Origin of the sequence: Bradyrhizobium sp. Bra64 (genome assembly GCF_024519875.1) — a bacterium.
In the GTDB taxonomy this organism is placed as follows: Bacteria; Pseudomonadota; Alphaproteobacteria; order Rhizobiales; family Xanthobacteraceae; genus Bradyrhizobium; species Bradyrhizobium japonicum_G.
In genome coordinates this window covers 1,275,727-1,301,648 of the sequence record NZ_JALJRD010000001.1, presented here as the reverse complement: position 1 = coordinate 1,301,648, position 25,922 = coordinate 1,275,727, and the positions used below count along the sequence as shown (strand labels likewise).

23 protein-coding genes are annotated in these 25,922 nt (G+C 63.5%); 11 read left to right on the top strand and 12 right to left on the bottom strand.

Going from position 1 to position 25,922, the window contains the following annotated elements:
* Nucleotides 1–119 precede the first annotated feature (119 nt).
* Together NR187_RS06240 and NR187_RS06235 are read left to right on the top strand one after the other, a co-directional pair.
* Nucleotides 120–1,418 carry an MFS transporter gene (locus NR187_RS06240; RefSeq protein ID WP_211384540.1) on the top strand — a complete coding sequence of 433 codons (1,299 nt, stop codon included), beginning with the start codon at nucleotides 120–122 and terminating at the stop codon, nucleotides 1,416–1,418.
* Nucleotides 1,419–1,439: 21 nt separating this feature from the next.
* Nucleotides 1,440–2,513 (top strand): tartrate dehydrogenase, encoded by a 1,074-nt coding sequence (locus tag NR187_RS06235; RefSeq protein ID WP_256806055.1) that lies wholly within the window; start codon nucleotides 1,440–1,442, stop codon nucleotides 2,511–2,513.
* Between the two features lie 36 nt (nucleotides 2,514–2,549).
* On the opposite strand, the gene NR187_RS06230 is transcribed toward NR187_RS06235, so the two are convergent.
* Together NR187_RS06230 and NR187_RS06225 are read right to left on the bottom strand one after the other, a co-directional pair.
* Nucleotides 2,550–3,356 (bottom strand): tetratricopeptide repeat protein, encoded by an 807-nt coding sequence (locus tag NR187_RS06230; protein ID WP_256806054.1) that lies wholly within the window; start codon nucleotides 3,354–3,356, stop codon nucleotides 2,550–2,552.
* Nucleotides 3,357–3,416: 60 nt separating this feature from the next.
* Nucleotides 3,417–4,034, bottom strand: coding sequence for a FecR family protein (locus NR187_RS06225; RefSeq protein WP_315986369.1), 618 nt, complete (start codon nucleotides 4,032–4,034; stop codon nucleotides 3,417–3,419).
* Nucleotides 4,035–4,536: 502 nt separating this feature from the next.
* Here NR187_RS06225 and NR187_RS06220 point away from each other — a divergent pair.
* Complete coding sequence (locus NR187_RS06220) at nucleotides 4,537–8,625, top strand: VCBS domain-containing protein (protein WP_256806053.1); 4,089 nt, start codon at nucleotides 4,537–4,539, stop codon at nucleotides 8,623–8,625.
* 115 nt (nucleotides 8,626–8,740) lie between these two features.
* Here the strand turns inward: NR187_RS06220 and NR187_RS06215 are convergent, their stop codons facing one another.
* The 3 genes from NR187_RS06215 to NR187_RS06205 all read right to left on the bottom strand — a co-directional run bounded on the left by NR187_RS06215 (nucleotide 8,741) and on the right by NR187_RS06205 (nucleotide 11,708).
* Nucleotides 8,741–9,685, bottom strand: coding sequence for a LysM peptidoglycan-binding domain-containing protein (locus NR187_RS06215; RefSeq protein WP_211384535.1), 945 nt, complete (start codon nucleotides 9,683–9,685; stop codon nucleotides 8,741–8,743).
* A 136-nt stretch (nucleotides 9,686–9,821) separates the two neighbouring features.
* Nucleotides 9,822–10,631 carry an outer membrane protein gene (locus NR187_RS06210; RefSeq protein WP_256806052.1) on the bottom strand — a complete coding sequence of 270 codons (810 nt, stop codon included), beginning with the start codon at nucleotides 10,629–10,631 and terminating at the stop codon, nucleotides 9,822–9,824.
* 225 nt (nucleotides 10,632–10,856) lie between these two features.
* On the bottom strand, nucleotides 10,857–11,708 hold the full coding sequence (locus NR187_RS06205) for a DUF3313 domain-containing protein (RefSeq protein ID WP_211384806.1): 852 nt from the start codon (nucleotides 11,706–11,708) through the stop codon (nucleotides 10,857–10,859).
* 171 nt (nucleotides 11,709–11,879) lie between these two features.
* Between NR187_RS06205 and NR187_RS06200 the strand changes: the two genes are divergently transcribed.
* Nucleotides 11,880–12,557 carry a TetR/AcrR family transcriptional regulator gene (locus NR187_RS06200; protein ID WP_256806051.1) on the top strand — a complete coding sequence of 226 codons (678 nt, stop codon included), beginning with the start codon at nucleotides 11,880–11,882 and terminating at the stop codon, nucleotides 12,555–12,557.
* A gap of 34 nt (nucleotides 12,558–12,591) precedes the next feature.
* Here the strand turns inward: NR187_RS06200 and NR187_RS06195 are convergent, their stop codons facing one another.
* Nucleotides 12,592–13,209 carry an ABATE domain-containing protein gene (locus NR187_RS06195; protein ID WP_256806050.1) on the bottom strand — a complete coding sequence of 206 codons (618 nt, stop codon included), beginning with the start codon at nucleotides 13,207–13,209 and terminating at the stop codon, nucleotides 12,592–12,594.
* A gap of 131 nt (nucleotides 13,210–13,340) precedes the next feature.
* On the opposite strand from NR187_RS06195, the gene NR187_RS06190 reads away from it, so the two are divergent.
* Nucleotides 13,341–14,192: an alpha/beta fold hydrolase gene (locus NR187_RS06190; RefSeq protein ID WP_256806049.1), complete on the top strand. Its 852-nt coding sequence runs from the start codon at nucleotides 13,341–13,343 to the stop codon at nucleotides 14,190–14,192.
* A 21-nt stretch (nucleotides 14,193–14,213) separates the two neighbouring features.
* Here NR187_RS06190 and NR187_RS06185 read toward each other — a convergent pair whose 3' ends face one another.
* Complete coding sequence (locus NR187_RS06185) at nucleotides 14,214–15,203, bottom strand: putative zinc-binding metallopeptidase (protein ID WP_211384805.1); 990 nt, start codon at nucleotides 15,201–15,203, stop codon at nucleotides 14,214–14,216.
* Nucleotides 15,204–15,568: 365 nt separating this feature from the next.
* Between NR187_RS06185 and NR187_RS06180 the strand changes: the two genes are divergently transcribed.
* On the top strand, nucleotides 15,569–15,961 hold the full coding sequence (locus NR187_RS06180; RefSeq protein ID WP_211384530.1) for a PRC-barrel domain-containing protein: 393 nt from the start codon (nucleotides 15,569–15,571) through the stop codon (nucleotides 15,959–15,961).
* A gap of 153 nt (nucleotides 15,962–16,114) precedes the next feature.
* Here NR187_RS06180 and NR187_RS06175 read toward each other — a convergent pair whose 3' ends face one another.
* Nucleotides 16,115–16,837, bottom strand: a complete 723-nt coding sequence (locus NR187_RS06175; RefSeq protein WP_211384529.1) for a hypothetical protein — start codon at nucleotides 16,835–16,837, stop codon at nucleotides 16,115–16,117.
* Between the two features lie 290 nt (nucleotides 16,838–17,127).
* On the opposite strand from NR187_RS06175, the gene NR187_RS06170 reads away from it, so the two are divergent.
* Both NR187_RS06170 and NR187_RS06165 read left to right on the top strand, forming a co-directional pair.
* Nucleotides 17,128–18,051 carry an ABC transporter ATP-binding protein gene (locus tag NR187_RS06170; protein ID WP_211384528.1) on the top strand — a complete coding sequence of 308 codons (924 nt, stop codon included), beginning with the start codon at nucleotides 17,128–17,130 and terminating at the stop codon, nucleotides 18,049–18,051.
* Nucleotides 18,048–18,809, top strand: coding sequence for an ABC transporter permease (locus NR187_RS06165; RefSeq protein WP_211384527.1), 762 nt, complete (start codon nucleotides 18,048–18,050; stop codon nucleotides 18,807–18,809). Before NR187_RS06170 ends, NR187_RS06165 begins: the two co-directional genes overlap by 4 nt.
* 49 nt (nucleotides 18,810–18,858) lie before the next feature.
* Here the strand turns inward: NR187_RS06165 and NR187_RS06160 are convergent, their stop codons facing one another.
* On the bottom strand, nucleotides 18,859–19,182 hold the full coding sequence (locus NR187_RS06160) for a hypothetical protein (protein WP_211384526.1): 324 nt from the start codon (nucleotides 19,180–19,182) through the stop codon (nucleotides 18,859–18,861).
* A 315-nt stretch (nucleotides 19,183–19,497) separates the two neighbouring features.
* On the opposite strand from NR187_RS06160, the gene NR187_RS06155 reads away from it, so the two are divergent.
* The 3 genes from NR187_RS06155 (at nucleotide 19,498) to NR187_RS06145 (ending at nucleotide 22,534) form a co-directional block, all read left to right on the top strand.
* Nucleotides 19,498–20,277, top strand: coding sequence for a L,D-transpeptidase (locus NR187_RS06155; RefSeq protein WP_256806047.1), 780 nt, complete (start codon nucleotides 19,498–19,500; stop codon nucleotides 20,275–20,277).
* 276 nt (nucleotides 20,278–20,553) lie between these two features.
* Nucleotides 20,554–20,808 (top strand): acyl carrier protein, encoded by a 255-nt coding sequence (locus NR187_RS06150; protein ID WP_148744638.1) that lies wholly within the window; start codon nucleotides 20,554–20,556, stop codon nucleotides 20,806–20,808.
* Nucleotides 20,809–20,833: 25 nt separating this feature from the next.
* Nucleotides 20,834–22,534, top strand: a complete 1,701-nt coding sequence (locus NR187_RS06145; RefSeq protein ID WP_256806046.1) for a fatty acyl-AMP ligase — start codon at nucleotides 20,834–20,836, stop codon at nucleotides 22,532–22,534.
* A 12-nt stretch (nucleotides 22,535–22,546) separates the two neighbouring features.
* Here the strand turns inward: NR187_RS06145 and NR187_RS06140 are convergent, their stop codons facing one another.
* The 3 genes from NR187_RS06140 to NR187_RS06130 are packed head-to-tail and all read right to left on the bottom strand — an operon-like array spanning nucleotide 22,547 to nucleotide 25,922.
* Nucleotides 22,547–23,560, bottom strand: a complete 1,014-nt coding sequence (locus NR187_RS06140; protein WP_211384523.1) for a hypothetical protein — start codon at nucleotides 23,558–23,560, stop codon at nucleotides 22,547–22,549.
* Nucleotides 23,535–24,917, bottom strand: coding sequence for an MBOAT family protein (locus NR187_RS06135; RefSeq protein WP_211384522.1), 1,383 nt, complete (start codon nucleotides 24,915–24,917; stop codon nucleotides 23,535–23,537). The genes NR187_RS06140 and NR187_RS06135 overlap by 26 nt, the downstream gene beginning before the upstream one ends.
* Before the next feature lie 45 nt (nucleotides 24,918–24,962).
* A complete protein-coding gene (locus NR187_RS06130) occupies nucleotides 24,963–25,922 on the bottom strand; it encodes a fatty acid desaturase (RefSeq protein ID WP_256806045.1) in 960 nt (319 codons plus the stop codon).

Sequence of the window (25,922 nt, the reverse complement as noted above, 5' to 3'; positions counted from 1 at the left end):
GTCTCGCCCGGCGAGGATTATATCATTTTTTTGTATAAACCAGCGCCAATTGAGCGAACCTCCCGCTCACGCCTAGGCTCACTGCGGCATAACGACAAACCGGATTCAGGGAGGCCAGGGTGGCGAGCGAGATTCAGACGCGCGTACTGCGCAAGATCACCTTGCGCATCGTTCCTTTCATCATGCTGCTCTACTTCGTGGCCTTCATCGACCGCGTCAATATCGGCTTTGCCTCGCTGACGATGAACAAGGACATCGGCCTGTCGCCCACGGTCTACGGCTTCGGTGCCGGCATCTTCTTCTGGGGCTATTTCCTGTTCGAGGTGCCCTCCAACATCATCCTGCACAAGATCGGCGCGCGGATCTGGATCGCACGGGTGATGATTACATGGGGCTTGGTCTCGGCCGCGATGGCCTTCGTGCAGGGACCGACCAGCTTCTACGTGCTGCGTTTCCTGCTCGGCGTCGCCGAAGCCGGCTTCTTTCCCGGCATCATCCTCTATCTCTCCTACTGGTTTCCGGCGCGCCAGCGAGCCGCGGTCACCGCGCTGTTCATGGCGGCCGCGCCGCTCTCGACCGTGCTGGGCTCGCCGGTTTCCGGCGCGCTGCTGGAGATGGACGGAATGCTCGGCCTCAAGGGCTGGCAATGGCTGTTCGTGCTGGAAGCGCTGCCGGCGGTGCTGCTCGGCTTCGTCGTGCTGGGCTTCCTGACCGATCGCCCGGAGAAGGCGAAATGGCTCGCGGAGGACGAGCGGCGCTGGCTGGTCGAGACGATGAATCTGGAGACCACCAGCAAGGCCGCGACCGCGAGCCACAGCATCTGGCGCGGGCTTGCCGATCCACGCGTGCTGGCGCTGGCGCTGATCTATTTCGGCACCTCGGCGGGGCTCTATACGCTCGGCGTCTGGGCCCCGCAGATCATCAAGCAGTTCGGCCTGTCCTCGCTTCAGGTCGGCTTCCTCAACGCGTTGCCGGCAACCGCCGCGGTCGTTGCCATGATCCTGTGGGCGCGGCATTCGGACCGCACCGGCGAGCGCACCTGGCATGTCGTGTGGGCCTGCCTGATTGCCGCAGCCGGGCTCGCCTATGCCGGCCTTGCGACCGGCGTCGTCGCCGTGCTGGTCGCGCTTGCCCTCGTCAATATCGGCATTTCCTCCGCAAAGCCGCCGCTGTGGAGCATGCCGACGCTGTTCCTGTCCGGTCCCGCGGCAGCGGCCGGCATCGCCACCATCAACTCGATCGGTAATCTCGGCGGCTTCGTCGGTCCCGCCATGATCGGCTGGATCAAGGACCGGACCGGCAGTTTTGTCGGCGGGCTTTACTTCGTCGCCGGCCTGCTCGTTCTCTCCGCGGCCGTCACCCTGCTATTGTCGCGCGCACAGCCCGTACCCGTCGAACCCGTCCCGCAATCTCACTGATCTCTCAAACGGAGCATTCTCATGCGCACACATTCGATCGCAGCCATTCCCGCCGACGGGATCGGCCCTGAGGTAATCTCGGCCGGTGTCCGGGTGCTGGAGGCGCTGGCGCAGCGCAGCGGCGACCTCGCGTTCACCATCAAGACGTTCGACTGGGGCTCGGACTATTACAAGAAGCACGGCGTGATGATGCCGGCCGATGGTCTCGCCGAGCTCAAGAAATTCGACGCGATCTATTTCGGCGCGGTCGGCGCGCCCGACGTGCCCGATCACATCACGCTGTGGGGGCTGCGGCTGCCGATCTGCCAGGGTTTTGACCAATATGCCAATGTGCGGCCGACCAAGATTTTGCCGGGTGTCGCCTCGCCGCTGCGCAATGTCGGCGTCGGCGACCTCGACTGGGTGATCGTGCGCGAGAATTCGGAAGGCGAATATGCCGGCATGGGCGGCCGCGCCCACAGGGGCCTGCCCGAGGAGGTCGGCACCGAGGTCGCGGTGTTCACCCGTGTCGGCGTGACGCGGATCATGCGCTACGCGTTCAAGCTCGCGCAGTCGCGTCCGCGCAAGTTCCTGACCGTGGTGACGAAGTCGAACGCGCAGCGCCACGGCATGGTGATGTGGGACGAGATCGCCGCCGAAGTCGCCGCCGAATTCCCCGACGTCGCCTGGGACAAGATGCTGGTCGACGCCATGACCGTGCGCATGACGCTGCATCCGAAGAGCCTCGACACCATCGTTGCGACCAATCTGCACGCCGACATCCTCTCCGATCTCGCCGGCGCGCTGGCGGGCAGCCTCGGCGTCGCGCCCACCGGCAACATCGATCCGCAGCGCCGCTTCCCCTCGATGTTCGAGCCGATCCACGGCTCGGCCTTCGACATCACCGGCAAGGGCATCGCCAATCCGGTCGCGACGTTCTGGACCGGCGCGCAGATGCTGGAGCATCTCGGCGAGAAGGACGCGGCCATGCGGCTGATGGCCGCAGTCGAGCGGGTCTGCGCGGCGGGCGTGCTGACGCCCGATGTCGGCGGCAAGGCGACGACGAAGGAAGTGACGGACGCCGTGATCGACGCGATCCACGGGTCGAACGTCTAGCAGGCCAGCGCCAATTTCGGTGGGCCAATCCTGACGTCACTGCACGCCGTAGCGGGCGAACTCGTCGGCGACTTTGACGTCGATGAGCTTTGCTGCCGAGACGTCGCGATCGCCGCCGGCATTGTCGCCCTGCCTGAGCCTGGCAAGTCCTCGTCCATAGAGCGCGCTTGCCAGGTTTGGTGCCAGGCGCAACGCAAAACTGTAGTCGTCGATCGCCGCGGCGAGCTGGCCCATCTTCAGATGGATCAGCGCGCGTGAATCGTATGTCGCAGCATCGTTCGACCCCGACTGGATCGCTCTGTCGCAATCGTCGAGCCCGGCCTGCAGATCGCCGATGACCGCTCGGGTCCAGCAGCGTCCGCTTCTTGCCCACGCCAAATTCGGATCGAGCCGGATGGCCTCGTCGAAATCCAGCGCGGCCCGATCATACCGGTTCAGCTTCAAGTGGGCTTCCGCGCGATTGGCGAAGGCGCTGCCATAAGCCGGGTTGAGCCTGATTGCCTCGTCGAAGGACTTGACCGCGTCCTCATATGCTCCCTTCCTCAAATAGGCGACGCCGCGATTATTCACCGGCTTGACATAGCCTGAGGCGAGCTCGATCGCTCGATCGAAATCGCTGATCGCACGGTCGTACTCCGCCGCTGCGGCATGGGCGTTGCCACGATTGTTGTAAGCCACAGCCAGCGCCTCCGGCTTGGCATCACCCGAATTGATGAGCGCCGTACAGCCGGCGATCCGGGCTTGGGCCGGAATACGGTCCGTACCGTTGCACTGCTCAATGCTCTTGAGGTGGCTATTTTTCTGCGGCTGCTGCGCAGCCGCCGGCAAACCGAGCGACAGCATCACGAGAATGGGCGCGAGGCGGTCGATGATGGCGGCCCTGATAGTCATTTCCGTGTCGCTTCAGCATCCCCTGCAAATGTTCAGCCTTGGACCGCTCCCCCGGTCGGGCATTGCAGCAGTGACGCGCTTCTTCATCAACTTGCTCTTGCCCTCTTCGATGAGAGTCGAAAACCTGACCGCGCCGTCGTCCGAAACTTCGATGCGCGGGGTGGTGCCTCGGATTCCCATCGTTGCGACGGGCGTATCGACCTTCATATCGCCGGTCTTCGCGACCTGGCCGGCGACAAATGTCGCCGTTCCTCTGGCCAGATTGAAAAACGTTGCGTTGGACTTGCCGTCCGGCTCATACACGTATTCATCCAAGGTCATACGCGCGTTGCTCGACAGATTGAACGACGAGCCATCGCTGAAATTGATGCTGACCCGGCTGTCCGCTCCGGTTCGCACCACGTCGCGAAGATACACGACATCGCCAGCCCTCGTTTCAGCAGCCGGATCGCCAAGCTTCGCCTGGACCAAGACCGCACCTGCGTGCTCGATCGAAACCGAACCTGTAACGGCTACGACCTTGCCGATGGGTCTTGGCACGACGTCCTCAAGGCCGCGTGTCACGGGATTGACTTGAGCCTGCGCTTGCACCGCAAGAACACTTGCGGATGCCCAAATGAGGCCAGTCACGAATACTGCAATCGTATGTCTGCACATGACCCGCCCTTTCCGAGAAGATCTTGTTTGCGTGCCGCCTGAGGGGAGCTGTATGAGCCCCCGGCCAAGCTCGCAATTCGTGCATCGTCAATATCTGCAACCTGGATCGGTCCTTACGGACCTGACTTCCAGACAAAGCATCTCTTCGTATCTCTTCGTTAGTCGATCTTAGGCCCAAGCCGTTTGCGTGACCAGCGAAAGAGAGCTAGATTTCGCGCCTCTCGACCGTCAACTTCTTGAGAGCGCAAATTGCTGTCGCGGAGAGGCATCTCCGCTGAACCTGCTATCATCCTGGCCAGACCTATAGAGTCTGGCTAGACCTATAGAGTTCAGTTTTTTAACAAACGTCTTCGGCGTGCAGGCCTGGGGTTGCTAACGCCAAAAATTGCGCATTTCGCCTTTGGCGTAGCAAAACCGACAAGAAGACCGCGGCACCGCGCCGAGCCCGAGTTATTCGGCACGCGAGGCCACGACCATGTCAGTTGCTTTTGGCGTTGGACCCCAGAATGGGGTCGTTGCGGCTTTGCCTCTCCAGATCGTCGGCATCGTCCAAAGGGCATTCGGTTGCGTCACCCTCATACGCCACGGCGGCGCGACGATTCAGGTCAGCATTGGCGACCTTGTCTGCCGCGGTGACATAATCGAAACTGCTGCGGATGCACAGATCGGAATTCGGCTTCTCGACGACACGGTCTTCGACATCTCCGGCCAAGCTCGCATGGAGTTGCGCGAATTCGCCTCCGCTTCCGACGTCACTTCGGGTTCGACCGTCGTTGCGGTCAGCAGCGGGAGCTTTGCTTTTGCCGCCGGCCGACTGGCAAACAGCGGTACTCTGACAGTCGACACGCCGGTCGGGAGCGTTCGTGGCCGGTCATATGCGACGGGCTTCGGCATCCTGACGCTTGCGGCGTTGACATTCTCCATGATGGAGGACGCACAGGCCGCAGACCCGGACGCCACGTTTCTGGACGATGACACGATCACCTACAAAGACCTTCAGCACGGCACATTCGAACTCATCACCAAGGAGCCGGTGCCGCGACATATCATCGTCGACGATCCGGGCGAGACTTTCGTCCTGCACAAGACCGGCTCCTCGGTCAGCGTAAACCAGGTCGCCAACAGTGCCGCTCGCATGGAGGAATTGCAGGCGGCTCAGCAGGACGTGCTCGCCAATCTCACGCGAGGTCCGGCAGGATCGAGCACGCCACCCTTCGCCGGCTCGCTTTCGCCGCAGCACATCAATTTCACGTCGGAAAACACGACTGCGCCGCCAAACCTGCTTCCGATGGTGGCGCCGTTCAACATCCCCTTGATCGAGCGCCCGCTGCCGACACTGAACGTGCCGGCCGGCCCAACCGAAATCGATACGTTCAAATTCGACGACCAATTCACCGCGACAAGCGGGATCTTCACCGCTAGTAGCCTGTTCAATGCCGTGTTGACCTACGGTCTCGCCGGCGGGACGGGCGGCACCACGGTGCTGGATGGAGCCACATTCGATCTTTCGCAGACCGGTCCGTATGGCACGCTCTATCTCAATAGCACATCCGGCGCCTACACGTTTGTTCCGAACAGCGATGCAATCAATGCCCTGTCGTCGCCGACGACCACGAGCTTCGTCGTCACCGTATCGGACGGCGGGCTCTCGACGAGCCAAACCTTCATAGTCACCATCAAAGGCGTCAACGACACGGCCATTATCTCGGGCAACGCCGGCGGCACGGTGGTAGAGGCGGGCGGCGTCGCCAACGCGGTGCCGGGCATGCCGACAGCAACCGGCACGCTTACTGACACGGATGTCGACAATCCGCCCAACACCTTCACGGCGGTCAGTTCGCCGACCAGGAGCGCGGGTGGCTACGGCACTTTCACGATGACAGCCGGCGGCGTGTGGACCTACACGCTCGACGATGGCAACAGCACGGTACAGGCCCTGAATGTCGGCGACACCCTGACCGACACCCTGACCGTGACCAGCATCGACGGAACACCCCAGATCGTCACGATCACCATTCAGGGCAGCAACGACGCCGCCGTCGTCTCCGGGGCCGCGACCGGTTCAGTCGTCGAGGCGAGCGGCACTTCGCCCGGCACGCCGATCGCGACGGGCACGCTCGCCGCCGCGGATGTCGACAGCCCGGCCAACGCGTTCGTGGCGGTCAACGCGCCGACTGCAAGCGCACAAAGCTATGGCAGCTTCACCATCACCACGGCCGGCGTGTGGAGCTACACGCTCGACAATACCAACGTCGCGGTGCAGGCGCTCAACAACGGCGACACGCTGACAGACAGTTTCACCGTAACCACGGCCGACGGCACGGCGCAGACGGTGACGATCACCGTCAACGGCAGCAATGATGCTGCGGTGATTTCCGGAACGGCGACCGGCTCTGTGATCGAGGCCGGAGGTTTCGCCAATGGTTCGCCTGGTACGCAGACTGCGACCGGCACGTTGAGCGACGCCGATCCCGACAACACCTCCAACAGCTTCACCGCGGTAAGCACGCCCAAGCCGAGCGCGGGCGGCTTCGGCACCTTCACGATGACGGCGCTGGGCACGTGGGTCTACACGCTCGACAACAGCAACGCCACGGTGCAGGCGCTCAATGCCGGATATGTCCTGATCGACCAATTCACCGTGACGACCGCCGACGGCACGCCGCAAGTGGTGACGATCACGATCAACGGCGCGAACGACGCCGCCATCATTTCCGGGATGACGACGGGCTCGGTGCTCGAAGCAGGCGGCGTCACTCCCGGCACACCTGTCACGACCGGCACGCTCACCGATACCGACGTCGACAACTCCGCCAACACTTTCACGGCCGTGACCTCGCCTACTGCAAGCGACGGCGGCTACGGCACTTTTACAATGACCGCGTCCGGGCTGTGGACTTATACGCTGGACAACAACAACAGCGTGGTGGACGCGCTCGACGTCGGCGATACGCTCACCGACCATTTCACGGTGACGAGCATCGACGGCACCACGCAAGAGATCACGATCGCCATCCACGGCGCCAGCGACGCCGATCCCAATGACTTCGACAATCTGGCAACGGGAGCCACTGTCGTATCCGATCCCCCGTTCGTCTACGGCACTCCCGCGGGCGAGACCATCGCCGGTGGCGGCAGCATTTCCCAGATCGTCTATGGAGGCGCCGGCGACGACACTCTCAATGGCACCGGCGTGAACGATACCATCTTTGGCGGATCGGGCGACGATACGATCAAGGGCAATAACGGCGATGACGTCCTCTACGGTGGCTCCGGACACGACGATATAGACGGCAGCAACGGGAACGACACCATCATCGGCGGGCTCGGCGCGGACCAGCTCACGGGCAGCAACGGCGATGATGTCTTCGCTTATCTGTCGGTGGCGGATTCAAGAGCCGGCCGTTTCGATACGATTACCGATTTCATATCGGGAACCGACAAGATCGATTTGACGGCGATCGGCGCGCTCGGATTCGTGATCCTGGCATTGAGCTCGACGAGTACGTCCGTGCCGCCGCACACCATCGCCTGGATTTACGACAGCTCAGCCAATGAAACCATCGTGTACGTCAATCCGACGGATCAAACCCTCCAGATCGGCGATTCCAGCCTGCTGGAAGTTCATCTCCAGGGCGTCGCGACCATCGATTCGGCGGACTTCATCGTGGATCAAACCGCGGCACCGGCCTTGGCGGTGAACGACACCCTCGATCCGGCCGCCGCCGCGCAAGGCGACGCGGCGGTCATGACATTCAGCACCTCCGACGCCTCGACCGAAGCGAAGAGCAGTAGCGGCTCTGTATCGTTGGACGGAAGCTCGACCGCAATCGATGTGAGCTTTCTCTTCGATTTTGACCGGGATCAAAGCGGGGGGAGCAAGGAGATCACCTCTTCCGCCCCGGACGAGGTTCCGACACAACCCGGCACCTCGGAGCCGGCAATCCATTCGCTATCGATGGACCACTTCAAATTTGTCTTCGAACCATCCTGGACCGACGACAGCATCCATCCGAAGGGAATTAGCGCAACCGGCATGCTGGAGCAAAATCATGCCGTCGCTTTCAGTGCGCCGGATGCGCTCCCTGCCATCGACCAGCATCCCGGTGACGGCAAGGCTGCGGAGGCTCATAGCAGAGCGAACCTTGCCGACGCCGGCAATACGCCTGATGTCGCCTCCCAGAAAGGCCTCGTGAACGGCGGCACCGCTCATTCGATTCCATCGCAGGCAAGCGAACACAGTCATGCTTCGATGGCGGCGCCCGACAGGCCCAATGACCAACTTCATTCCGCGGAAGGCGGCACAGGCGGCCCACACGGAAACGCGCAGGCACATCCGTCGGGACTGGGCGATTCCTTCAACTTCCTGAATCCGGCGATCGAGAGGTCGAGCATCGCATTTGTGGACGATCTCCCAGCGCCGCTCGATCATCATGAAGGCGCGGCACATGCCGGCGGACATGGTAGCGCCGCGACAGCGGGCGAGGTTCCGCATCTGGACGATAGCACTCACGTCGTGGGCGGCTTAGCCGGGTCTCATGTGCCGCACGATCTCCTCGTGTGACCTCGATCTGCTGAAAATGCGCATGCCGAGCATGTATCGCGGAATGTCTGCGTGGCGCTTCCCTGCGCGTGGGAGGGGAATCCAACTTCTTGGCCTGCGACAGCCCGATCTTCTCCTACTTCCGCCCAGCGGGCGCGGGCGGCGGCGTCGCCATCGCGGCGATCGGCTCAAGCGGCGTCAGATGACGCGGGACGATGATGGACTGGCCGGGCATAAGCGGCGCGTTCTCCGCCAGCGAGTTGCTCTGCGCGATCGACCACAGCGGCACGCGGTGGGCGGCTGCGATGCTCCCCATGGTGTCGCCGGCGCGCACAGGCACCCGCACGCCGGAATCCCACAACTCCACCAGCGTATCCGCCGGCACGAGATAGCGCAGCGGCACGGCATCGACCTGGGTCTGGGGCGGGATGCGCGGCAGTTGCGTCACCATCTCGACGATCTGGCGGTGGATGTCGTCCGACTTCTCGATATTGATGTGCGAGACGCGGCTGTTCTCCTTGAGGTCGTAGCTTGCGTAGTGACCGCGATAGCCGGGCACGGCCACGACATCGCCGCCGCCGAGCACGCTGTCGGACAGGAAGATGTTGATGAAGCGCTCGACATTGAGCGGCACGTCGCCGGTCGCATGCGCGGGATCGATGGTGATGACGAGGCTGATCGGGATGTTCTCCTTGGCCGCCATCTCGGAGATGACGATCGAGCACAGCCCGCCCATGGAGTGGCCGATCAGCACGATCGGCGCCGGCGTCTCCTTGTAGCTGGAGATGGCCCGATCGCCGATCCATCGGCAGATGGTGAATTCGTAGACATCCGCCGAGAAGCCGGCCTTCGTCAGCTTTTCGCCGAGCCGGTCCATGCCGGTCGAGAAGATCGGGCCCATGGCGCCGCGAAACAGGTAGATCTTCGGCGGCGGCAGCGGCTCGGCCGGCGGGGGTGGAGGCGGCGCGACGGTCGCCACTGCCGCCCGCTTCGACTTGGCGGGCGAGCCTGCGGCCAGGCCGGGATTCAAGGCGAGCAGCGCAACCGCTGACAGCACCACAAGTCGCCTTGGATCAATCATTTAGTCCGCAGTCCCACCACCGGGCAGCAGAAGCCCCCGTTGCCCGGCTTAGTGACCGTCGATTTGGTGGTTTTTGGGGCAAGAATGGGCGCCAAGGCAACGCCCGGGCGGCGGTCAATCGGTGTCTTAGCCGAGATCAGTATCTTGCAACAATGGGGCCGCCTCCGTCGAACCTGTAGTTCAAGCCCGCCTTCACGATGTTTCCGCGAGTCGAGAAGCTGTAGGTCGCGAACTCTGTATCGACCGGATTGGTCTGGGAGCCCGTGATCGTGGGGCTGCCGAGATCGTAATAGAGGTACTCGCCCTTGACGCTCCAGTTGCTGGCAAAGGCCCATTCTGCGCCGGCGCCGACCGTCCATCCGAACCGCAGGTCGGAGGCGTTCGCGATGAACTGCCGTCCAATCACCGGCGCATTGAAGAACTCGTTGATGTTGGCGCTGTCCTTGACGTTGGCGTAGGCGAGACCGCCCGTCGCGAACAGCAGCAGCCGCTGCGACACGATTCCGCCGAGACGGCCGCGCACCGTGCCGAAGAAGTCGATCTTCTCGCTCGCGCTGGTCCTGGCAGCCGGTCCGAGCACTGGTAAATCGACATTGCGGGAGTCTTTGATGTCGGCGAAATCGAAATCCCCCTCGATGCCGACCAATCCGGCGCCGAACTGGTAATTCCAGCCGACCTGTCCGCCGACGAGATAGCCCTCCGGCCGCAGTCCGCCGACGGCGAAGGGGACCGCGCCGGACTGCGAGACCGTGATCACAGGGGTGCCGGAAACGACGACGTCGTTGGCGTTATTCCAGGCATAGCCGCCGTTCACGCCGACGTAGAAGCCGCTCCAATTGTAGCCGGGATCGATGACCACAGGTCGCGCCTTGACGGGGAGGTCGGCGGCCAGGACCGCCACCGTTCCGAAGGCAAGGAACAGAGCAGCCATAGCAAAATTCTTCATGTTGATCCCCAGCCGTCACATCCGAAGACCTGATCGGACGCGACATTCCAAAGTCGGCGAAACAATCTTCGCGGCACTCTAGCCCGCCTGCCGATAGACCGCTTGGACGACCGCGACCGGGGTCGTCCAATTACGACAATGGCGGCCAGGGCATGCACGGATTGGCGGCCAAGGGCGAGCGCTCGGGCGGACGCCGCGGCGAACGCGGCAGAGAATGCGTCGAGGTCATTGCGTGAGCGGCTGCCCTGAATTCACCTCGTGCGCTGGTGCCGGAGGTGAATTGTCCTTGGCACCGGAATCCGTCCAGGCTGGCGGCAAGCCGAGTCCCTGGCCTGCGAAACCGGTGAGGCCCGGAAACCGGCCGAACGCTTCGCACGCGACATATTTGGGCGCACCACCGAGCCGGACGGGAATGCTGTCCATCGGAGGCAGCGCAGGGATTCCACCGAACGGCGATTCTCCCGATGTGACCAGCTTGGCGAAGTCCGCGCCGAAATCGGCGGCAAGGTCGTAGGCATCGCCCTCGTTGGCAACCCGCGGCGAGTTCGAGATGGAGTTGGCGCTGCGCGCCCAGACCATCGCCGCCTTCTGAAATCCGGCGAAGTCGCGCGCCTCCGCCTCGACCGACAGGCTGCCGAGCCCGACCGGAAGCCTCGGCACCGGCACAGGCACGGCGGGAAGTGCAACCGTCTTGGCAATCGACAGTGCCTTCGATGCGCCGGAAGCGGTCGGGCTGGTCGGCGTGGCATGCGTCACCGTCGCCTGCACCGTGAGGTCGGCGTCGTCGTCGGCAGAGACGATGCGGAAGCGTTCGCTCAAGCGCAGACACAGCTCGCGGCTGATGGCGTTCGCAACCAGGCGACGCTCCTTTTGGTTCAACGCAACATCGTTGCGCGCGGGAAAGACGGTGGACGCGATCCGGATCGTTTTCGCCGCCAGCACGTCCTTCTTGTTGACGCGGATTTGCGATCGCGTCACCAGCCCGTTCGCGTCCGACATCCGGTCGTAGCTCCTGAGCGAGCCGGCCCGCTCGAGCGGCGCGGTCGCGCACCCGCCGAGAGCCAGCGCGACACTCATCAGGACCGTCCGAGGAAAGCGCATGGTCCCATTCCCGCAACGACAGATTATTAGATAGATCACTCTAATAATCACTCCCATGTTCAGCAACATCCGTCAACATAAATAGATGGAACTCTCTAATTTTGATTTTCTCGTGGCGAATCGTCGTGCTAAACGGGGCGAGTGTGAATGGAGATGTCCGGTTTGAGGAAAGTCGACCCCGTCAAGCATGAGCAGAAGCGCGGCGAGATCCTCGGCGCGGCGATCCGCTGCTTCATCAGAGACGGATTCCGCGGCGCCAGCACGACAGACATCTGCACCGCGGCCGGCATCAGTCCCGGCCACCTCTATCACTACTTTCCGAGCAAGGAGGCGATCATCGAGGCGATGATCGACCTGGGCCTCGCGCATGCGGCGGAGCGCTTCGAAAAAATTCTCGCCGCCCCCGACGTGATCGAGGCGCTGCTGACCGACATCGAGGAAACCAGCCTGCGGTTTCGCCCTGCGCAGATCCTCAACCTGGACGGTCTCGCGGAGGCCGCCCGCAATCCGGAATTCGCCAAGCTCATCGAACGCCACACCGAGACGGTGCGCCGCATGTGGAGCGATTTCCTGCGGCAGGCACAAAGCCAGGGACGGGTCGATCCGGGACTGAATCCGGATGCGACGGCGGACGTCCTGATCGCCCTCATCGACGGATCCCGCGCGATGCCGATCCGCAACCCGACGCTGGATATCAAGCAGAGCGCGGCGCACCTGAAGACGATGTTCGTCCGCTTCCTGGGCCCACCCGATGCGCAAATTGAAGCGATCAAGCCCCGCACCCAGAGAACCGCTCGTCCTCTCAAGCTGGTCAGGAAGCGATAGGTCGGCCGCTACAGAGGCGCCGGGACGTCGTCGATTACCGCCTGCTCTTGAGCCGGTTGCGATGCGCGGCCTGCTTGGCGCGGTTGCCGCAGACCGCCATGATGCACCACCGCCGTGCGCGCCTGCGGGTGTGGTCGGCGAACAACATCGTGCAGTGATGGCCTTCGCACGCCTTCACGTCGGCAAAATTCTCCTCGCAGACGAACTTCGCCATCGCCTCGCCAACCGGCAGCAGCAACGCTTCGGGCGATCGCCATCGCCGCTTCCTGTGCAGCGAAAGAGCGCCGCCATCGCCGTGTCCGGATTCGATCCGGCTGAAGGTCTCGTCGCGTTCCAACAAGCTGTTCAACGGACCGAGTTCTTTGAGAGCCGCCGCCGTGAGCGGCCTGCCCGCATGCTTGCGCACGAAGCCCCTGAACCATTCGCGCAAGGCGCGCGCCTCGCTTGCGACCTTGTCCAGCTCTCCCGGCACCGCGCGCGCCTGCAACGCGGCGAGCTCATCGACCGGCACCAGCTTCGACTGGGCGAGCCAGTCGATCAGGCCGTCACCATCGTCGATCCAATCGACGGGCGTTTCGACCGGTGTCGCCACCGAGTTGAGGAAATCGAGGCCGAGCGAGTCGGCGATGAACATGGCAGGCGGTCTGTCCATGAGCGGTCCCTGGCCGGTTCGAAGGATGGCTCGACCAAGTAACCTGTAAAATGACTATTGACAAGTTACGATATGGACTAATAACCTATTTTTAGGCATTTAACAGGTTACTTCGAGCAACGGAGACGGCCATGACCCAGACCACCTACCGCACCGCAGACGTCGATGGCTTCAAGGTGTTCTATCGCGAAGCCGGGCCTTCGGGCGCGCCAAAGCTTCTGCTGCTGCACGGCTTCCCGAGCGCCGGCCACATGTTCCGCGACCTGATCCCGCTGCTCGCCGACAAATTTCATATCGTTGCGCCCGACCTGCCCGGCTTCGGCCAGTCCGACATGCCCCCGCGCGAAACCTTCCGCTACAGCTTCGACAAGATCGCGAACGTCATCGAGCGCTTCACCGAGGTGATCGGCTTCGATCGCTTCTCTGTCTACGTGTTTGATTACGGCGCTCCGACCGGCTTCCGGCTCGCGCTGCGCCACCCCGAGCGGATCACGGCGATCATCTCGCAGAACGGCAACGCCTATGAGGACGGCCTCAGCGATGGCTGGACGCCGATCAAGGCCTATTGGCAGGATCCGTCGCCGGCCAATCGCGAGGCGCTGCGCGGCTTCCTCGCGCCGGAGGCGACCCGCTGGCAGTACACTCATGGCGTTCCCGATGCGACCCTGGTGTCGCCGGACGGCCAGAACCTCGACAATTTCTACCTGGCGCGTCCGGGCTCGGACGACGTACAGCTCGATCTGTTCGGCGACTACAAAAGTAACGTCGCGCTCTATCCGTCATTCCAGGAGTATTTCCGCACGCACAAACCGCCGTTCCTCGCGGTCTGGGGCAAGAACGATCCGTTCTTCATTCCGCCCGGCGCCGAGGCGTTCAAGCGCGACAATCCCAACGCTGTGGTGCAGTTCTTCGACACCGGTCATTTCGCGCTGGAAACGCATGCACGGGAGATCGCGGAGAGCATTCGCGCGTTCTTGAGATGACCGGGGCCATTCTCCGCGGCGCTATGCCGCCAATCTCTGCTGATCACGAAATGCGCTGATCGCCATGTGCGCGAGATGCAGCTTGCCCTTCACCGCCGGCGATATGTCGAACGGATAGGCGTCGCTCATTCCGAGCGAGCGATTGAGCGCGTTGATGCCGCGGGAGAGCGGCGTCCACAATGCCAGGAGCGCTTCGAAATCGCTCTCCAGATAGGGATCCGTCAGGGTCTGGCGGGCGCGCTCGTCAAGGGACAACGGCAGACCTGCCAGCGAGTCGAGCGTCGACACGATATGCAGGAAATGCGCGAACGTTTCCGCCCAATCCTCCCAGGGATGGGAGGTGGCGTATTCGCTGATGAAGCCGCGCCGGTCGTATGAACGATCGGTGCGGCCGTAATAGCCGGTGATCGCGGCCTGATAGTCCTGGGTCTCGTCACCGAAAATCAGCTTGAACGGCGCCTGGAATGTGGTGCCGTCGACGAGGAGGTCCCAATAGAAGTGACCGATCTCGTGCCGGAAATGTCCGAGCAGGGTGCGGTACGGCTCCCGGAACGCCACGCGGCGCGCTTCGCGCTCGACGTCGTCGGCCTCCGCGAGATTGAGCGTGATCAGGCCCGAGAGATGCCCCGTCAAAATCGGATTGGCTTCGTCCGAGAGTATGTCGAACGCCAATTGCGCGCCACTGCGGGATGCAAGCGGAAGCCCCAGGCGAGCGAGGTCGTAGAGGAGACGGCGCTTGGCTTCCTCCATGCGCCGCCAGAGCATGATGTTTCTGGTGCTGCCGAGGTCTGGTGTGGTGCGCGTAAGGCGGCATGAGCCGCAATACCAGTCCGCACCCTCGACACACCAGTTGCAGCCGATGATCTCGCGGTTACGGCAAGACTGATTGGATGCAAGTTTCGTCATGTCGATGCGCGCGGAATCGAACACCAGCTCGGTGCTGCAATTCGCGCACGCGACGTGCTCGAACGAAACAGGTTGGCGACATGACGGGCACTGAAATATCTTCACGTGTTCTGACCCCAAACAGCCGGCACGCCGAAAGACCGGCTTATCATTTCGAGGTGCTCCTGCGACCGTCGCTCTTGCCGGCGAGCAACGCGCGCTGCGTTCGGAGCGCATGCTGCCTTAACGAGGTGGCCCGCGTCGCGCTCAACCGGTCCGATCGTGGCCGCGGCTTTTTCTCAGGCGCATTTTCGGCGACCGGCCGAGCGGCCCAGTTTCGCTCGGGCTGAACCGTCATTGGGCGAACGTCTCGTCTCTTTGCCATGGTGTAACAACACCAGATTGTGGGCCGAGTTCCTTGAATTCGACGGACAGGAACCTCGCTTGAACCGCATGTTGCCACCGCGATCGATCAAGCTGAGGAGACCGAAATGAAAAAGCTGGCTTTGGCATGTGCTCTCGCTGCTGCCGCCGCGACTGCCGCCCATGCAGCAACGACCACCGTGAAATCGGCGCCGTCGGAAAGCTGGACGGTGACCAACTACTACAAGCAGGCCGTCTACGATCCCAAGGAAAGCAAGATCGGCGACATCGATGACGTGCTCGTCGACAAGTCCGGCAAGATCACTGGGCTTGTCCTTGGCGTCGGAGGCTTCCTGGGCGCCGGCGAGAAGGACGTCATCATTCCCTTCAGCGCGGTCAAAACCACCAAGAAGAACGACAAATGGTGGCTGACGCTCGACGAGTCCAAGGACAGCCTCAAGGAGGCCCCGGGCTTCAAGTACGACAAGGCCAGCACGACCTGGGTGCCCGAGAAGAAGTAACCGCAGCTGGGCTCGACGCTTCGAAAGGGCTCGCCGCTGCCGCGGCGGGCCTTTCTCTTCTTTGGCGATGGCACATTCGCGAAAGACAAAACGACGACGACGCCGACAACGAAGTCGACGGCGGCGTGATGAGTGGCTATTCCTGGCTAACGATCAGTTCCGCGGCGCCGTTGCCGCCGCCGAGCGCGCCTGCCGCGGCGCGGCGGGGGCGCCGGGTTCGGCGACGTGAGCAGCCGGCGCGCGCGAGCGCATGATGGCGGCGTCGATCTCGGCGATGACGCGGCGCTGGATCGCCTCGTTCTTGTCGATCGAGATGTGACCGACGCCGGAGCCGCGGACGTCGACATTGTCGAGCTTGCCGCGCAGGCCCGCCGCGGCCCGCACCGGCTCGCCGGGGCCGTCGCCGATATAGATGTTGATGTAGCGCTCGGCGCCGGTCGAGAGCTTGGTCTTGAACACGGAATCGAGGCCGATCGCGAGCTTCACGGGCACGCCGAGCTGGTTGAGCTTGGCAATCATGTCCGGCAGCGCGGTCGCACCCGAGGAATGCCCGACTAGGACGATGGTCTTGAGCCGGCCGGCCTTGTAGGCGGTCGCGGCTTCATCCGCGAGCGAGGACCAGGACACGAAATTCGCGACCGTCACCGGAATGCCCTGCGCCTGGAGCCGGGCGCCGATGGTGTCGAGCCCGAGCGAGAAGATGTTGAGCACGCCGCGGAGCAGATAGACGTGCGTCGTCGCGGCCGCCTGGCTCGGCGCCGCCTTGGCGGTGGTCGGGCTGATGGCAACAGCTGACAGCAGGAGCAGGCCCATCGCCCACGCACGGAGGGCGGACAGCTGGCTGGCGCCCGCGGTGTGACGGCCGTTCGGTCTCATCGATGTTTTCCCTGGGGACGATGCGCTTTGCGATTGGCCGGAATCGTAGCCATGGCCTGCTCGCAGACGCAACAAAGAGCCGCGTGAGCAGCAATCTTAGCAGCAAGCAGTGACCATCGCGCAACACTTGCCCGAAACCTGCCACGTAAGGGCCTGTTTTGAGACCATTTTTCTCCAGCCGATTGCAGCCCGGTAAGGACATTCCTATCTCAGGGCTCCGCTGGCCCCCCCGTTACCGGCAGGTTCCAGCTTCCCTCCCCCACCATTTGCCCCTCAGGCTTGCGGCCATCATGTCTTCCATCATTTCCGTCGCCAATTTGTCGAAGACCTATGGGTCCGGCTTCAAGGCGCTCAAGAACGTCAATCTCGATATCCAGCGCGGCGAGATATTTGCGCTGCTCGGCCCCAACGGCGCCGGCAAGACCACGCTGATCTCCATCATTTGCGGCATCGCCAATCCGAGCGAAGGCAAGGTTTTGGTCGGCGGCGAGAACATCCAGACCTCCTATCGCAAGGCACGCTCGCTGATCGGCCTGGTGCCCCAGGAATTGCACACCGACGCCTTCGAGAGCGTGTGGGCGACCGTGAGCTTCTCCCGCGGCCTGTTCGGCAAACCGAAGAATCCTGCGCATATCGAGAAGGTGCTGAAGGACCTCTCGCTGTGGGACAAGAAGGACAACAAGATCATCACGCTCTCCGGCGGCATGAAGCGCCGCGTGATGATCGCCAAGGCGCTGTCGCACGAGCCGCAGATCCTGTTCCTGGACGAGCCGACCGCCGGCGTCGATGTCGAGCTGCGCAAGGGCATGTGGGAGGTGGTACGGACCCTCCAGCAATCCGGCGTCACCATCATCCTGACCACGCACTACATCGAGGAAGCCGAGGAGATGGCGGACCGCATCGGCGTCATCAACAAGGGCGAGATCGTGCTGGTCGAGGACAAGGCCACCTTGATGCAGAAGCTCGGCAAGAAGCGGCTGACGCTGCACCTGCAGGGCAAGCTCGATGCGCTGCCGGAGAGCCTCAGGCATTACGAGCTCGACCTCTGCGACGGCGGCGCGACGCTGATCTACGACTACGACACCAAGGGCGAGCGCACCGGCATCACCAGCCTGCTCGGCGACCTCCGCACCGCCGGCATCCGCTTCAACGATCTCGACACGACCCAATCGTCGCTCGAGGATATCTTCGTCGATCTCGTGAGGACGTCATGAATCACCGCGCCATCCGCGCCATCTATCTGTTCGAAATGGCGCGCACCTGGCGTACGTTGCTGCAGAGCATCGTCTCGCCGGTCGTCTCGACCTCGCTGTATTTCGTGGTGTTCGGCGCCGCGATCGGCTCGCGCATCAGCCAGGTCGAGGGCGTCAGCTATGGCACCTTCATCGTGCCCGGCCTGATCATGCTCTCGGTGCTGACCCAGAGCATCGCGAACGCCTCGTTCGGCATCTACTTCCCGAAATTCACCGGCACGATCTACGAGATCCTGTCGGCGCCGATCTCCTATTACGAAATCGTGCTCGGCTATGTCGGCGCGGCCGCGACCAAGTCGATCATTTTGGGCCTCATCATCCTGGCGACAGCCGGCCTGTTCGTCCCGCTGCACATCCATCATCCGGTCTGGATGCTCGCCTTCCTGGTGCTGACGGCGGTGACGTTCAGTCTGTTCGGCTTCATCATCGGCATCTGGGCCGACGGCTTCGAGAAGCTGCAGATGATCCCGATGCTGGTGGTGACGCCGCTGACCTTCCTCGGTGGCAGCTTCTATTCCATCGACATGCTGCCGCCCGCCTGGCGCACGGTGGCGCTGCTCAACCCGGTCGTCTATTTGATCTCCGGCTTCCGCTGGAGCTTCTACGAGATCGCCGACGTCAGCGTCGCCGTCAGCATCGGCATGACGACCGCGTTCCTCGTGATCTGCCTGGTCGTGATCTGGTGGATCTTCCGGACAGGGTATCGGCTGAAGAACTGACCGTCATTCCGGGGCGCGACAAGCGCGAGCCCCGGATGACTGCTGCGGATTACCGGTAGCAGTGGAAGCGGTTGTGGCCGTCGTAATAGCCGCGGCAGCGGCGATGGCCGTGATAGGGAATGCCCAGGATACCATCCACGGCACCTACGGCTCCGCCAACGCCGGCCCCGACGACACCCCCGACCGCGCCGCCCACCGGTCCGGCGATGCGGTTGCCTTCATACGAACCTTCCTGGGCGCCGCGCACGATGCCTTGGGCGTGGCCAGGATGCGGCAGGCACGTCAGGGTCAGAACGATAGCGGCGCCTGCAAGGAGCAGGCGGCCGGGTAAACCGGCCGGCAACGAAGCGGCGGTGACACGAGCTTTGTTCATCACGTTTCCTAATGGGTAAGCCCGCGACGAAAGCCGCTGGCAAAGGTGGGCTCAGTGTCAACGCCGATGCGGCCAATTGGTTGCGCCTTCGTGACAAATTGGCGCCATCATGAACAGCCGCGCTCGCGAAAATGTCACCGCTGCCGCACGCGGCACGGCACAAGCGGCCTTGCTTACGCCCGGCGCCACGTTAACGATGGGTGCCCAGGCCGCTGGAACGAAAGCCGGATTGCAGGCATATTGCAGGCCGGGGGACGGAGAGCCGCAGCGCCTGGCGTGAACAGGCCGGAGGCCAGGATTCAAATGCGTTTCCAGATGCGTTCATTTTTCATCGCTTTCACCTCCCTGATGCTTTTGAGCGCAGGCGCCGCGCAGGCCAAGGTCGAGATCACCGTCGACAAGGACAATCAGCAGATGACCGTCGCAGTCGACGGCGTCGCGCGCTATCGCTGGCCGGTGTCGACCGGCATCCCCTCGCGCGAGACGCCGAGCGGCGCGTTCCGCGCCTTCCGCATGGAAGAGGATCACTACTCCAAGGAATTCGACGACGCGCCGATGCCGCACGCGATCTTCTTCACCAAGGTCGGCCACGCCATCCACGGCACCGACTCGGTCGGCCGGCTCGGCTCGCCCGCCTCGCACGGCTGCGTACGGCTGTCGCGCCAGAATGCCTCGACGCTCTACGCGCTGGTGCAGCAGCAGGGCGTGCTCAACACGACGGTAACGTTGACCGGCTCGGCGCAGGTGGCGCTGGCCCGCAATCCGCGCGGCCGCAACCCCACGGCGGTGGCCCGCGCACCACAGCCGGCCGAAAACCAGTACGTAACGTCAGGCGATCCCGTGAACCTGATGCCTCAGGCCGCCCCCGCCCGCCGCTACATGCCGCAGGACGACAACTACATCTACCCGGCCGACGGCAGCGATACCGGCGCGCGCTATCCGGCGCCGCGCGGCAGCCGCCCGCTCTATGACGCGCAGGTCTATCAGCAGCAGCCGCAGCAGTACTACAATCAAGGCACCGGCCAGCAGGGCTACTACTATCAGCCACAGCCCCGGCAGGTTTATCAGCCGCGCGGCTATTACTATCAGAACTGACGCGTCCGAGCGCAGCGCTTGCCGCGCTCGACGATCTTCGGCACGCAAGAGCGCCGTGACTGCTGATTCGTTCAGCGCGAGCGCGGCTGCTCCTCCCCCGTCAAATCGTCATTTGGGGACGCGACTGCGGAACGTCGCGCCTGTTTGCGCCTGAATTGAGCAGTCGGACGACGCAGGAAAGCAACAGTCCCCAACCTTCAACGCAGCGGCGTTCCGGGCAAATTGACAACTAGGGGGTCGCCCGTATTGTCGTTCCCGTTGTTTCTGGGACATGACATGACACGCGAGCAGATTTCGGATTTCTGCGTTACCGCCCTGGCGAATATCCTGCGAATTTCGAGGGACCGCGTCGACACCGGCACGAAATTCAACCGTCTCGGCCTCGATTCGGCGATGCTGGTCTACCTCATGATGGAGCTCGAGGAGAAGCTCGACCTCGAACTGTCGACGGACGACTTCTACGACCATCCGACCGTTGAGGCCTTGTCGCGATTTCTCGCCGACAAGCGCGCCATCCGCTCCGCCGCCTGAGGGCGGCTGAAGCCGCGCACCCCACATGGAAAGCTTCCGCTCGCTCGTGGCACTGCTGGCCCGGCGCGCTGAGGAGCAGGGCGACGACCGTGCTTACGTCTTCGTTTCCGATCGCGGAACGGAGGAAGCTGTCCTCACCTTCCGCCAGTTGCATCACTCCGCATGCATGCTCGCCGCGCGCCTGATCGCGATCGCGCGGCGCGGTGAGCGTGCCGTCCTGGTGTTTCCACCCGGCATCGAGTTCATGGTGGCGTTCTTCGGCTGCCTGGTGGCGGGCATCATTGCCGTGCCGATGATGATGCCGCGGCGAAACGGCGCGCGCGACGCCAGCGCCGCGATCCTCGCCAATTGCACGCCGGCGGTAGCACTGACCACATCAGCCGTCGCGCTCCGTGGCGATCTGCAAGCGCGCTTCGCGCAGGAGAACATTCGCTGGATCGAGGTCGGTCCGAGCGCGGCCGACGCCGAGACAGTTGCACTTCCCGAGCCGGCGCAGGACGACGTCGCCTTGCTGCAATACACCTCAGGCTCCACTTCCGAGCCGAAGGGCGTGATGGTGAGCCATGCCAATCTGCTCGCTAATCTCGAGATGATCCGGCTCGCGCTCGGCAACACCAGCCGATCGACCTACGTCAACTGGGTGCCGCTCTATCACGACATGGGACTGATCCTGAACGCGCTGCAGGCGCTCTATGTCGGGGCGACTTGCGTGCTGATGGCGCCGAACGCGTTCATGCAGCGGCCGCTCGGCTGGCTGCGCGCGATCTCGCATTATCGTGCCGAAGTCGCCTGCAGCCCCAATTTCGGCTTCGACCTCTGCGTCGGTCGCTATCGCGCCGACCAGATGGAGGGCGTCGACCTGTCCTCGCTCAAGATCGCGCTCAACGGTGCGGAGCCGGTGCGCTCGCAGACCATCGAACGATTCATCGCGACATTCGCGCCGCACGGCTTCGATCCGCGCGCGATGTATCCGGCCTACGGCATGGCGGAGGCGACGCTGCTGATTTCCGGCGGACGGCGCGGCGGCGGCCATGTCACGCGCCCTGTCAGCCGTGCGGCGCTGCAGGAACATGCGATGGAAGAACCTTCCGATGCAGGGGATACGCAAATCGCCGTCGGCTGCGGGCGCGCGCTCACCGGCGAGAGGATCGCCATCGTGGACGCGGACAAGTGCACACGCCTGCCCGCCGACCGCGTCGGTGAGATATGGGTGAATGGCGCCAACATCGCCCGCGCCTATTGGCGCAACGCCGAAGCGACGCGCGCGGGGCTCAATGCGGAGATCGCCGGCGAGGGCGGGCCGTGGCTGCGCACGGGCGACCTCGGCTTCGTCGACGTGACAGGCGAATTGTTCGTCACTGGCCGGATCAAGGACCTCCTCATCATCCGCGGCATCAACCATTATCCGCAGGACATCGAGCGCACGGTGCAGTCCCTCGATGGCCCGCTGCGCGAAAACTGCGGCGCGGCGTTCTCGGTGCCGGACGAGAGCGGCGAAGAGACCCTCGTCATCGTCCAGGAGGTCGAGCGCACCGCGCGCCACACGATCGACACCGAAGAGATCAAGGGCCGGATCCGCGAGGCCGTCGCCGACAACCACGAGATTTCCGCGCGGCACATCGCGCTGATCCGGCCCGGCGCGCTGCCGAAGACCACGAGCGGCAAGATCCAGCGCAAGCTGGCCCGCAAGCTCTGGCTCGAGGGCGGATTCGAACAGCTTGCTTGAGCCGCCAGTTGTTCAGAAATCGATCCGCGCGCTCTCCCCGTCACGCAGACTCGCGGCGATGCCCTGCTCGATCCTGCGCGCGAGCTTCGGGCGGTAGTGAATGAAGTCGGCGAAATTGGCGCGATCGCGCGTCAGATCGTTGTCGACCCGATAGCTGATGAAATTGCTGCGGGGTCGGCCCGCAACCACCTGCTTCAGTGCGGCGTCGCAGGCGCTGCGCTCCAAGGCTGTCTCGGTGCTGGGCTTCGGCACGGTGGCCGCGAAGGTCGGCGGCACGACGATCACGACGGGCGCATCGGCCGGCAGGCCTTTGACGATATCGGCCAGCGCATCGATCTCGGGAAAACGCGTTCGTATCTCGGCCGAGGCGGCGGGCGGGGGATCCCTGGGCCAGTTGATCTCCCTGAATTGGCCGGGCGGCCAGATGTCCTCGTAGCTGAAATACCCGTCGGGATTCATCCGCTGCCGCCGGCCAAGCCCGATGCTCAAGCGCTGAAATGCCTGCTCGATCGCCTGCCAGGAGATCAGCCGCACCGCATAGGTGACGACGCTTCTGTCGTAGAGCCAATCGGGAAACGGGACCCCGCCCTCCTCCTTCGGCCGCGCATGCTCGCACCAGCCGGGATCGGCCACGATCACCAATGCGCCGACCTGCTTGTGATGTCGCAGGAAGAAGTGGAGCACCGCAAGCTGTTGACGCGGAATTGAACCGGTCATGTGGAGCTGCACGAAGTGCAGGCCCGTCGCGCGCGACAACTCCGCCGGCTCGATCATCTGCGCCGTCGAATTGCCGAGGATGGCCGCATTGAAATCCGGATTCCTGGCGCGGCTCGCGGCCGTGATCTGGGTGAGGCGATTGTCGACGCCGTCGATGCCGAGCAGCCCTAGCTTGCCGCTGTCGTAGGGGTCGACCAGCACCATCAGAGCGAGCACCAGCAGCGCAGCGCCGACTAGCGCGCCCAGGCACGCCTTCAGGCTCCGGCCCCAGCCGGGATCGGTTTCAGAACTTGAAATAGACGAACTCATGGAGATCCCGACCACCCATCTGAAGCAGCAATGCGAACAGCCCAAGGCCGAGCAGACCGGCGAGCCACGGATTCGGGCGGCGCGTGAGCACCGCCACGATGTCCTGGCTCGCCGGCAACAGGAAGGCGAACAGCGGCGCCGCGATCAGCGGCCACAGATGCTTTCCACGCTCCAGCGGCAGCGGCTCGACAAGCCCGGAAAAAACATGCCTGGCCGCCTCGACCGATCCGGCGCGGAAGATCACCCCGGTCGCGAGCACGAACAGCACGGTGAGCGCCCAGCCGAGCCATGACGGGACCTCCGGGCCGTAGCGGCGCCACAGAGTGCAGGCGACCAGCGCGAGCCCGTGCAGCACGCCCCACAACACGAAAGCCCAGCTCGCACCGTGCCACAGGCCGCACAGCGCCATCGTGATCAGCATGGCGCCGAAGAACTGCACCGGGAGCCAGCGCCGCGGCAAGAGGCGCAGATTGACCAGCGGATAGAACACGTAGTCGCGCAGGAACAGCATCAGGGTGATGTGCCAGCGCTGCCAGAAGTCCTGGATGTTGGTCGAGCGCAGCGGCGCGTTGAAATTATACGGCAGCTGCACCCCGAACAGCAGGCCGAGTCCGATCGCGATGTCGGAATAGCCGGAGAAGTCGAACAATATCTGGAACGAGAAGCAGAAGGCGAGCCAGGCATCGCCGCTTGGAAGCGGTCCGCTCGCGGCCTGCGTGTAGATCGGATCGAGCAGATGCGCGATGCTGTCGGCGATCACGACTTTCTCGAACAGGCCGATCGCGATGAAGCAGGTCGCGATGCAGAACTGGCGCTGCCAGCCCGGCACATAGACCTGCCTGCCGAACTGATGCATCACCTCCGACCAGCGCGCCAGGGGGCCGGCGATCGCCTGCGGGAAGAAGGCGATGTAGAGCGCGTAGCGATCGGGCGCATAGAGCGGCGCCTTCCCCCGCTTCAGATCGACCAGATACATGATGTGGTGGAAGGTGAAGAAGGAGATGCCGAGCGGCAGCCCGATGTCGAACGCCGGAAGTGTCGAGCCGAGCACGAAGCCGAGATTGGCAAGCAGAAAGTTGGCGTATTTGAACAGCGCCAGCACCGCGAGATCGAGCACGATCACGAGCGTAAGAACCCCGGACCATTTCATACGGCTATAGGCGACCGAGGCGAGCCAGTTGATCGCGATCGAGGCGATCAGGAGCAGGATGAAGAACGGGCTGCCCCAGGCATAGAAAGCGAGCGACAGCGCGACCTGGACACCGATCCGAAGTCGCGGATAGGGATCGGCCAGGCGGTAGATCAGCAGTGCCGCCGGCAGGAAGACCAGGAGGAAGGGGTAGTCGTTGAACAGCATCGGTTCAAAGCCGCGTCATCGCCGGCGTTAGCCGGCAGATGATGCTCAGCCCGTTTCGAGGTCGGGCGCAGCATCGCCCGGCTGCCGCAGCATGCGCCGCGCGATCTTCTCCTCGCTCGGCACTTTGACGTCCCAAGCCAGTCCCAGCGCTTCCAGCGCCCGGATGAAGACGAAGCCGGGATCGAATTCGAACCAGCGCAGGCCGAAGGCGGCGGAATACGGAAAGGCATGGTGGTTGTTGTGCCAGCCCTCGCCCCAGGCCAGCCAGGCCATCACGCCGAGATTGCGGCTGTTGTCGTCGCGGGTGGCGAACGGCTGCGCGCCAAACGTATGCATGATCGAGTTGATCGCAGACATGGTCTGCTCGACCACGAACATGCGGACCACGCCGCCCCAGAGCAAGCCGCTCAGCGCCCCCCACAGGCTCATGGTGGCGAGGCCGCCGATCAAGGCGGGCAACACCAGGCCGAGACCGGCCCAAGTGTAATAGTAGCTGTTGACGACAACCAGCCTGCGGTCCGCCATCAAATCCGGCACGTAATGCGCAACGTTGGGATAATCGTGCTCGACCATCCAGGTCAGATGCGCGTGCAGGAAGCCGCGCAGGCGACCGAATGGGCCGTCGCCATGCAGACGCGGCGAATGCAGATCGCCATCGTGATCGGACAATTCGTGGTGGCGGCGATGCATCGCGGCCCAGGACAGCATGGGACCGCGCCCCGCCATCGAACCCATGATGACCAGGATCGCACTCATCGTCGTGGAGGTCGCGAAGGCGCGATGGGTGAACAGGCGGTGATAGCCGACAGTGAGGCCGAGGCCGGTGACCAGCCAGAACCCGAAGAACAGGCCGAGTTCCATCGCACCGATCGGGCGGTAGAACAGCAGGGCGAGTGCCACCAGCGTGCCGACGAATGGCAGCACGTCGAAGATGATGAAATGTCGCCGCTGCATCCGATGAAAATGGCGGCTGCGGATGATGCGGTGATCGCGTTTCTGTTGCAC

Bases quoted from the DNA above. Each gene is read 5' to 3' on its own strand.
- NR187_RS06190 (WP_256806049.1), top strand. From the start codon at position 13,341: ATGACCCAGACCACCTACCGCACCGCAGACGTCGATGGCTTCAAGGTG.
- NR187_RS06205 (WP_211384806.1), bottom strand. From the start codon at position 11,708: ATGAGTGTCGCGCTGGCTCTCGGCGGGTGCGCGACCGCGCCGCTCGAG.
- NR187_RS06170 (WP_211384528.1), top strand. From the start codon at position 17,128: ATGTCTTCCATCATTTCCGTCGCCAATTTGTCGAAGACCTATGGGTCC.
- NR187_RS06155 (WP_256806047.1), top strand. From the start codon at position 19,498: ATGCGTTCATTTTTCATCGCTTTCACCTCCCTGATGCTTTTGAGCGCA.
- NR187_RS06145 (WP_256806046.1), top strand. From the start codon at position 20,834: ATGGAAAGCTTCCGCTCGCTCGTGGCACTGCTGGCCCGGCGCGCTGAG.
- NR187_RS06175 (WP_211384529.1), bottom strand. From the start codon at position 16,837: ATGAGACCGAACGGCCGTCACACCGCGGGCGCCAGCCAGCTGTCCGCC.
- NR187_RS06160 (WP_211384526.1), bottom strand. From the start codon at position 19,182: ATGAACAAAGCTCGTGTCACCGCCGCTTCGTTGCCGGCCGGTTTACCC.
- NR187_RS06140 (WP_211384523.1), bottom strand. From the start codon at position 23,560: ATGAGTTCGTCTATTTCAAGTTCTGAAACCGATCCCGGCTGGGGCCGG.
- NR187_RS06220 (WP_256806053.1), top strand. From the start codon at position 4,537: ATGTCAGTTGCTTTTGGCGTTGGACCCCAGAATGGGGTCGTTGCGGCT.
- NR187_RS06200 (WP_256806051.1), top strand. From the start codon at position 11,880: ATGGAGATGTCCGGTTTGAGGAAAGTCGACCCCGTCAAGCATGAGCAG.
- NR187_RS06215 (WP_211384535.1), bottom strand. From the start codon at position 9,685: ATGATTGATCCAAGGCGACTTGTGGTGCTGTCAGCGGTTGCGCTGCTC.
- NR187_RS06135 (WP_211384522.1), bottom strand. From the start codon at position 24,917: ATGCTGTTCAACGACTACCCCTTCCTCCTGGTCTTCCTGCCGGCGGCA.
- NR187_RS06150 (WP_148744638.1), top strand. From the start codon at position 20,554: ATGACACGCGAGCAGATTTCGGATTTCTGCGTTACCGCCCTGGCGAAT.
- NR187_RS06195 (WP_256806050.1), bottom strand. From the start codon at position 13,209: ATGGACAGACCGCCTGCCATGTTCATCGCCGACTCGCTCGGCCTCGAT.
- NR187_RS06210 (WP_256806052.1), bottom strand. From the start codon at position 10,631: ATGAAGAATTTTGCTATGGCTGCTCTGTTCCTTGCCTTCGGAACGGTG.
- NR187_RS06165 (WP_211384527.1), top strand. From the start codon at position 18,048: ATGAATCACCGCGCCATCCGCGCCATCTATCTGTTCGAAATGGCGCGC.
- NR187_RS06180 (WP_211384530.1), top strand. From the start codon at position 15,569: ATGAAAAAGCTGGCTTTGGCATGTGCTCTCGCTGCTGCCGCCGCGACT.
- NR187_RS06230 (WP_256806054.1), bottom strand. From the start codon at position 3,356: ATGCTGTCGCTCGGTTTGCCGGCGGCTGCGCAGCAGCCGCAGAAAAAT.
- NR187_RS06235 (WP_256806055.1), top strand. From the start codon at position 1,440: ATGCGCACACATTCGATCGCAGCCATTCCCGCCGACGGGATCGGCCCT.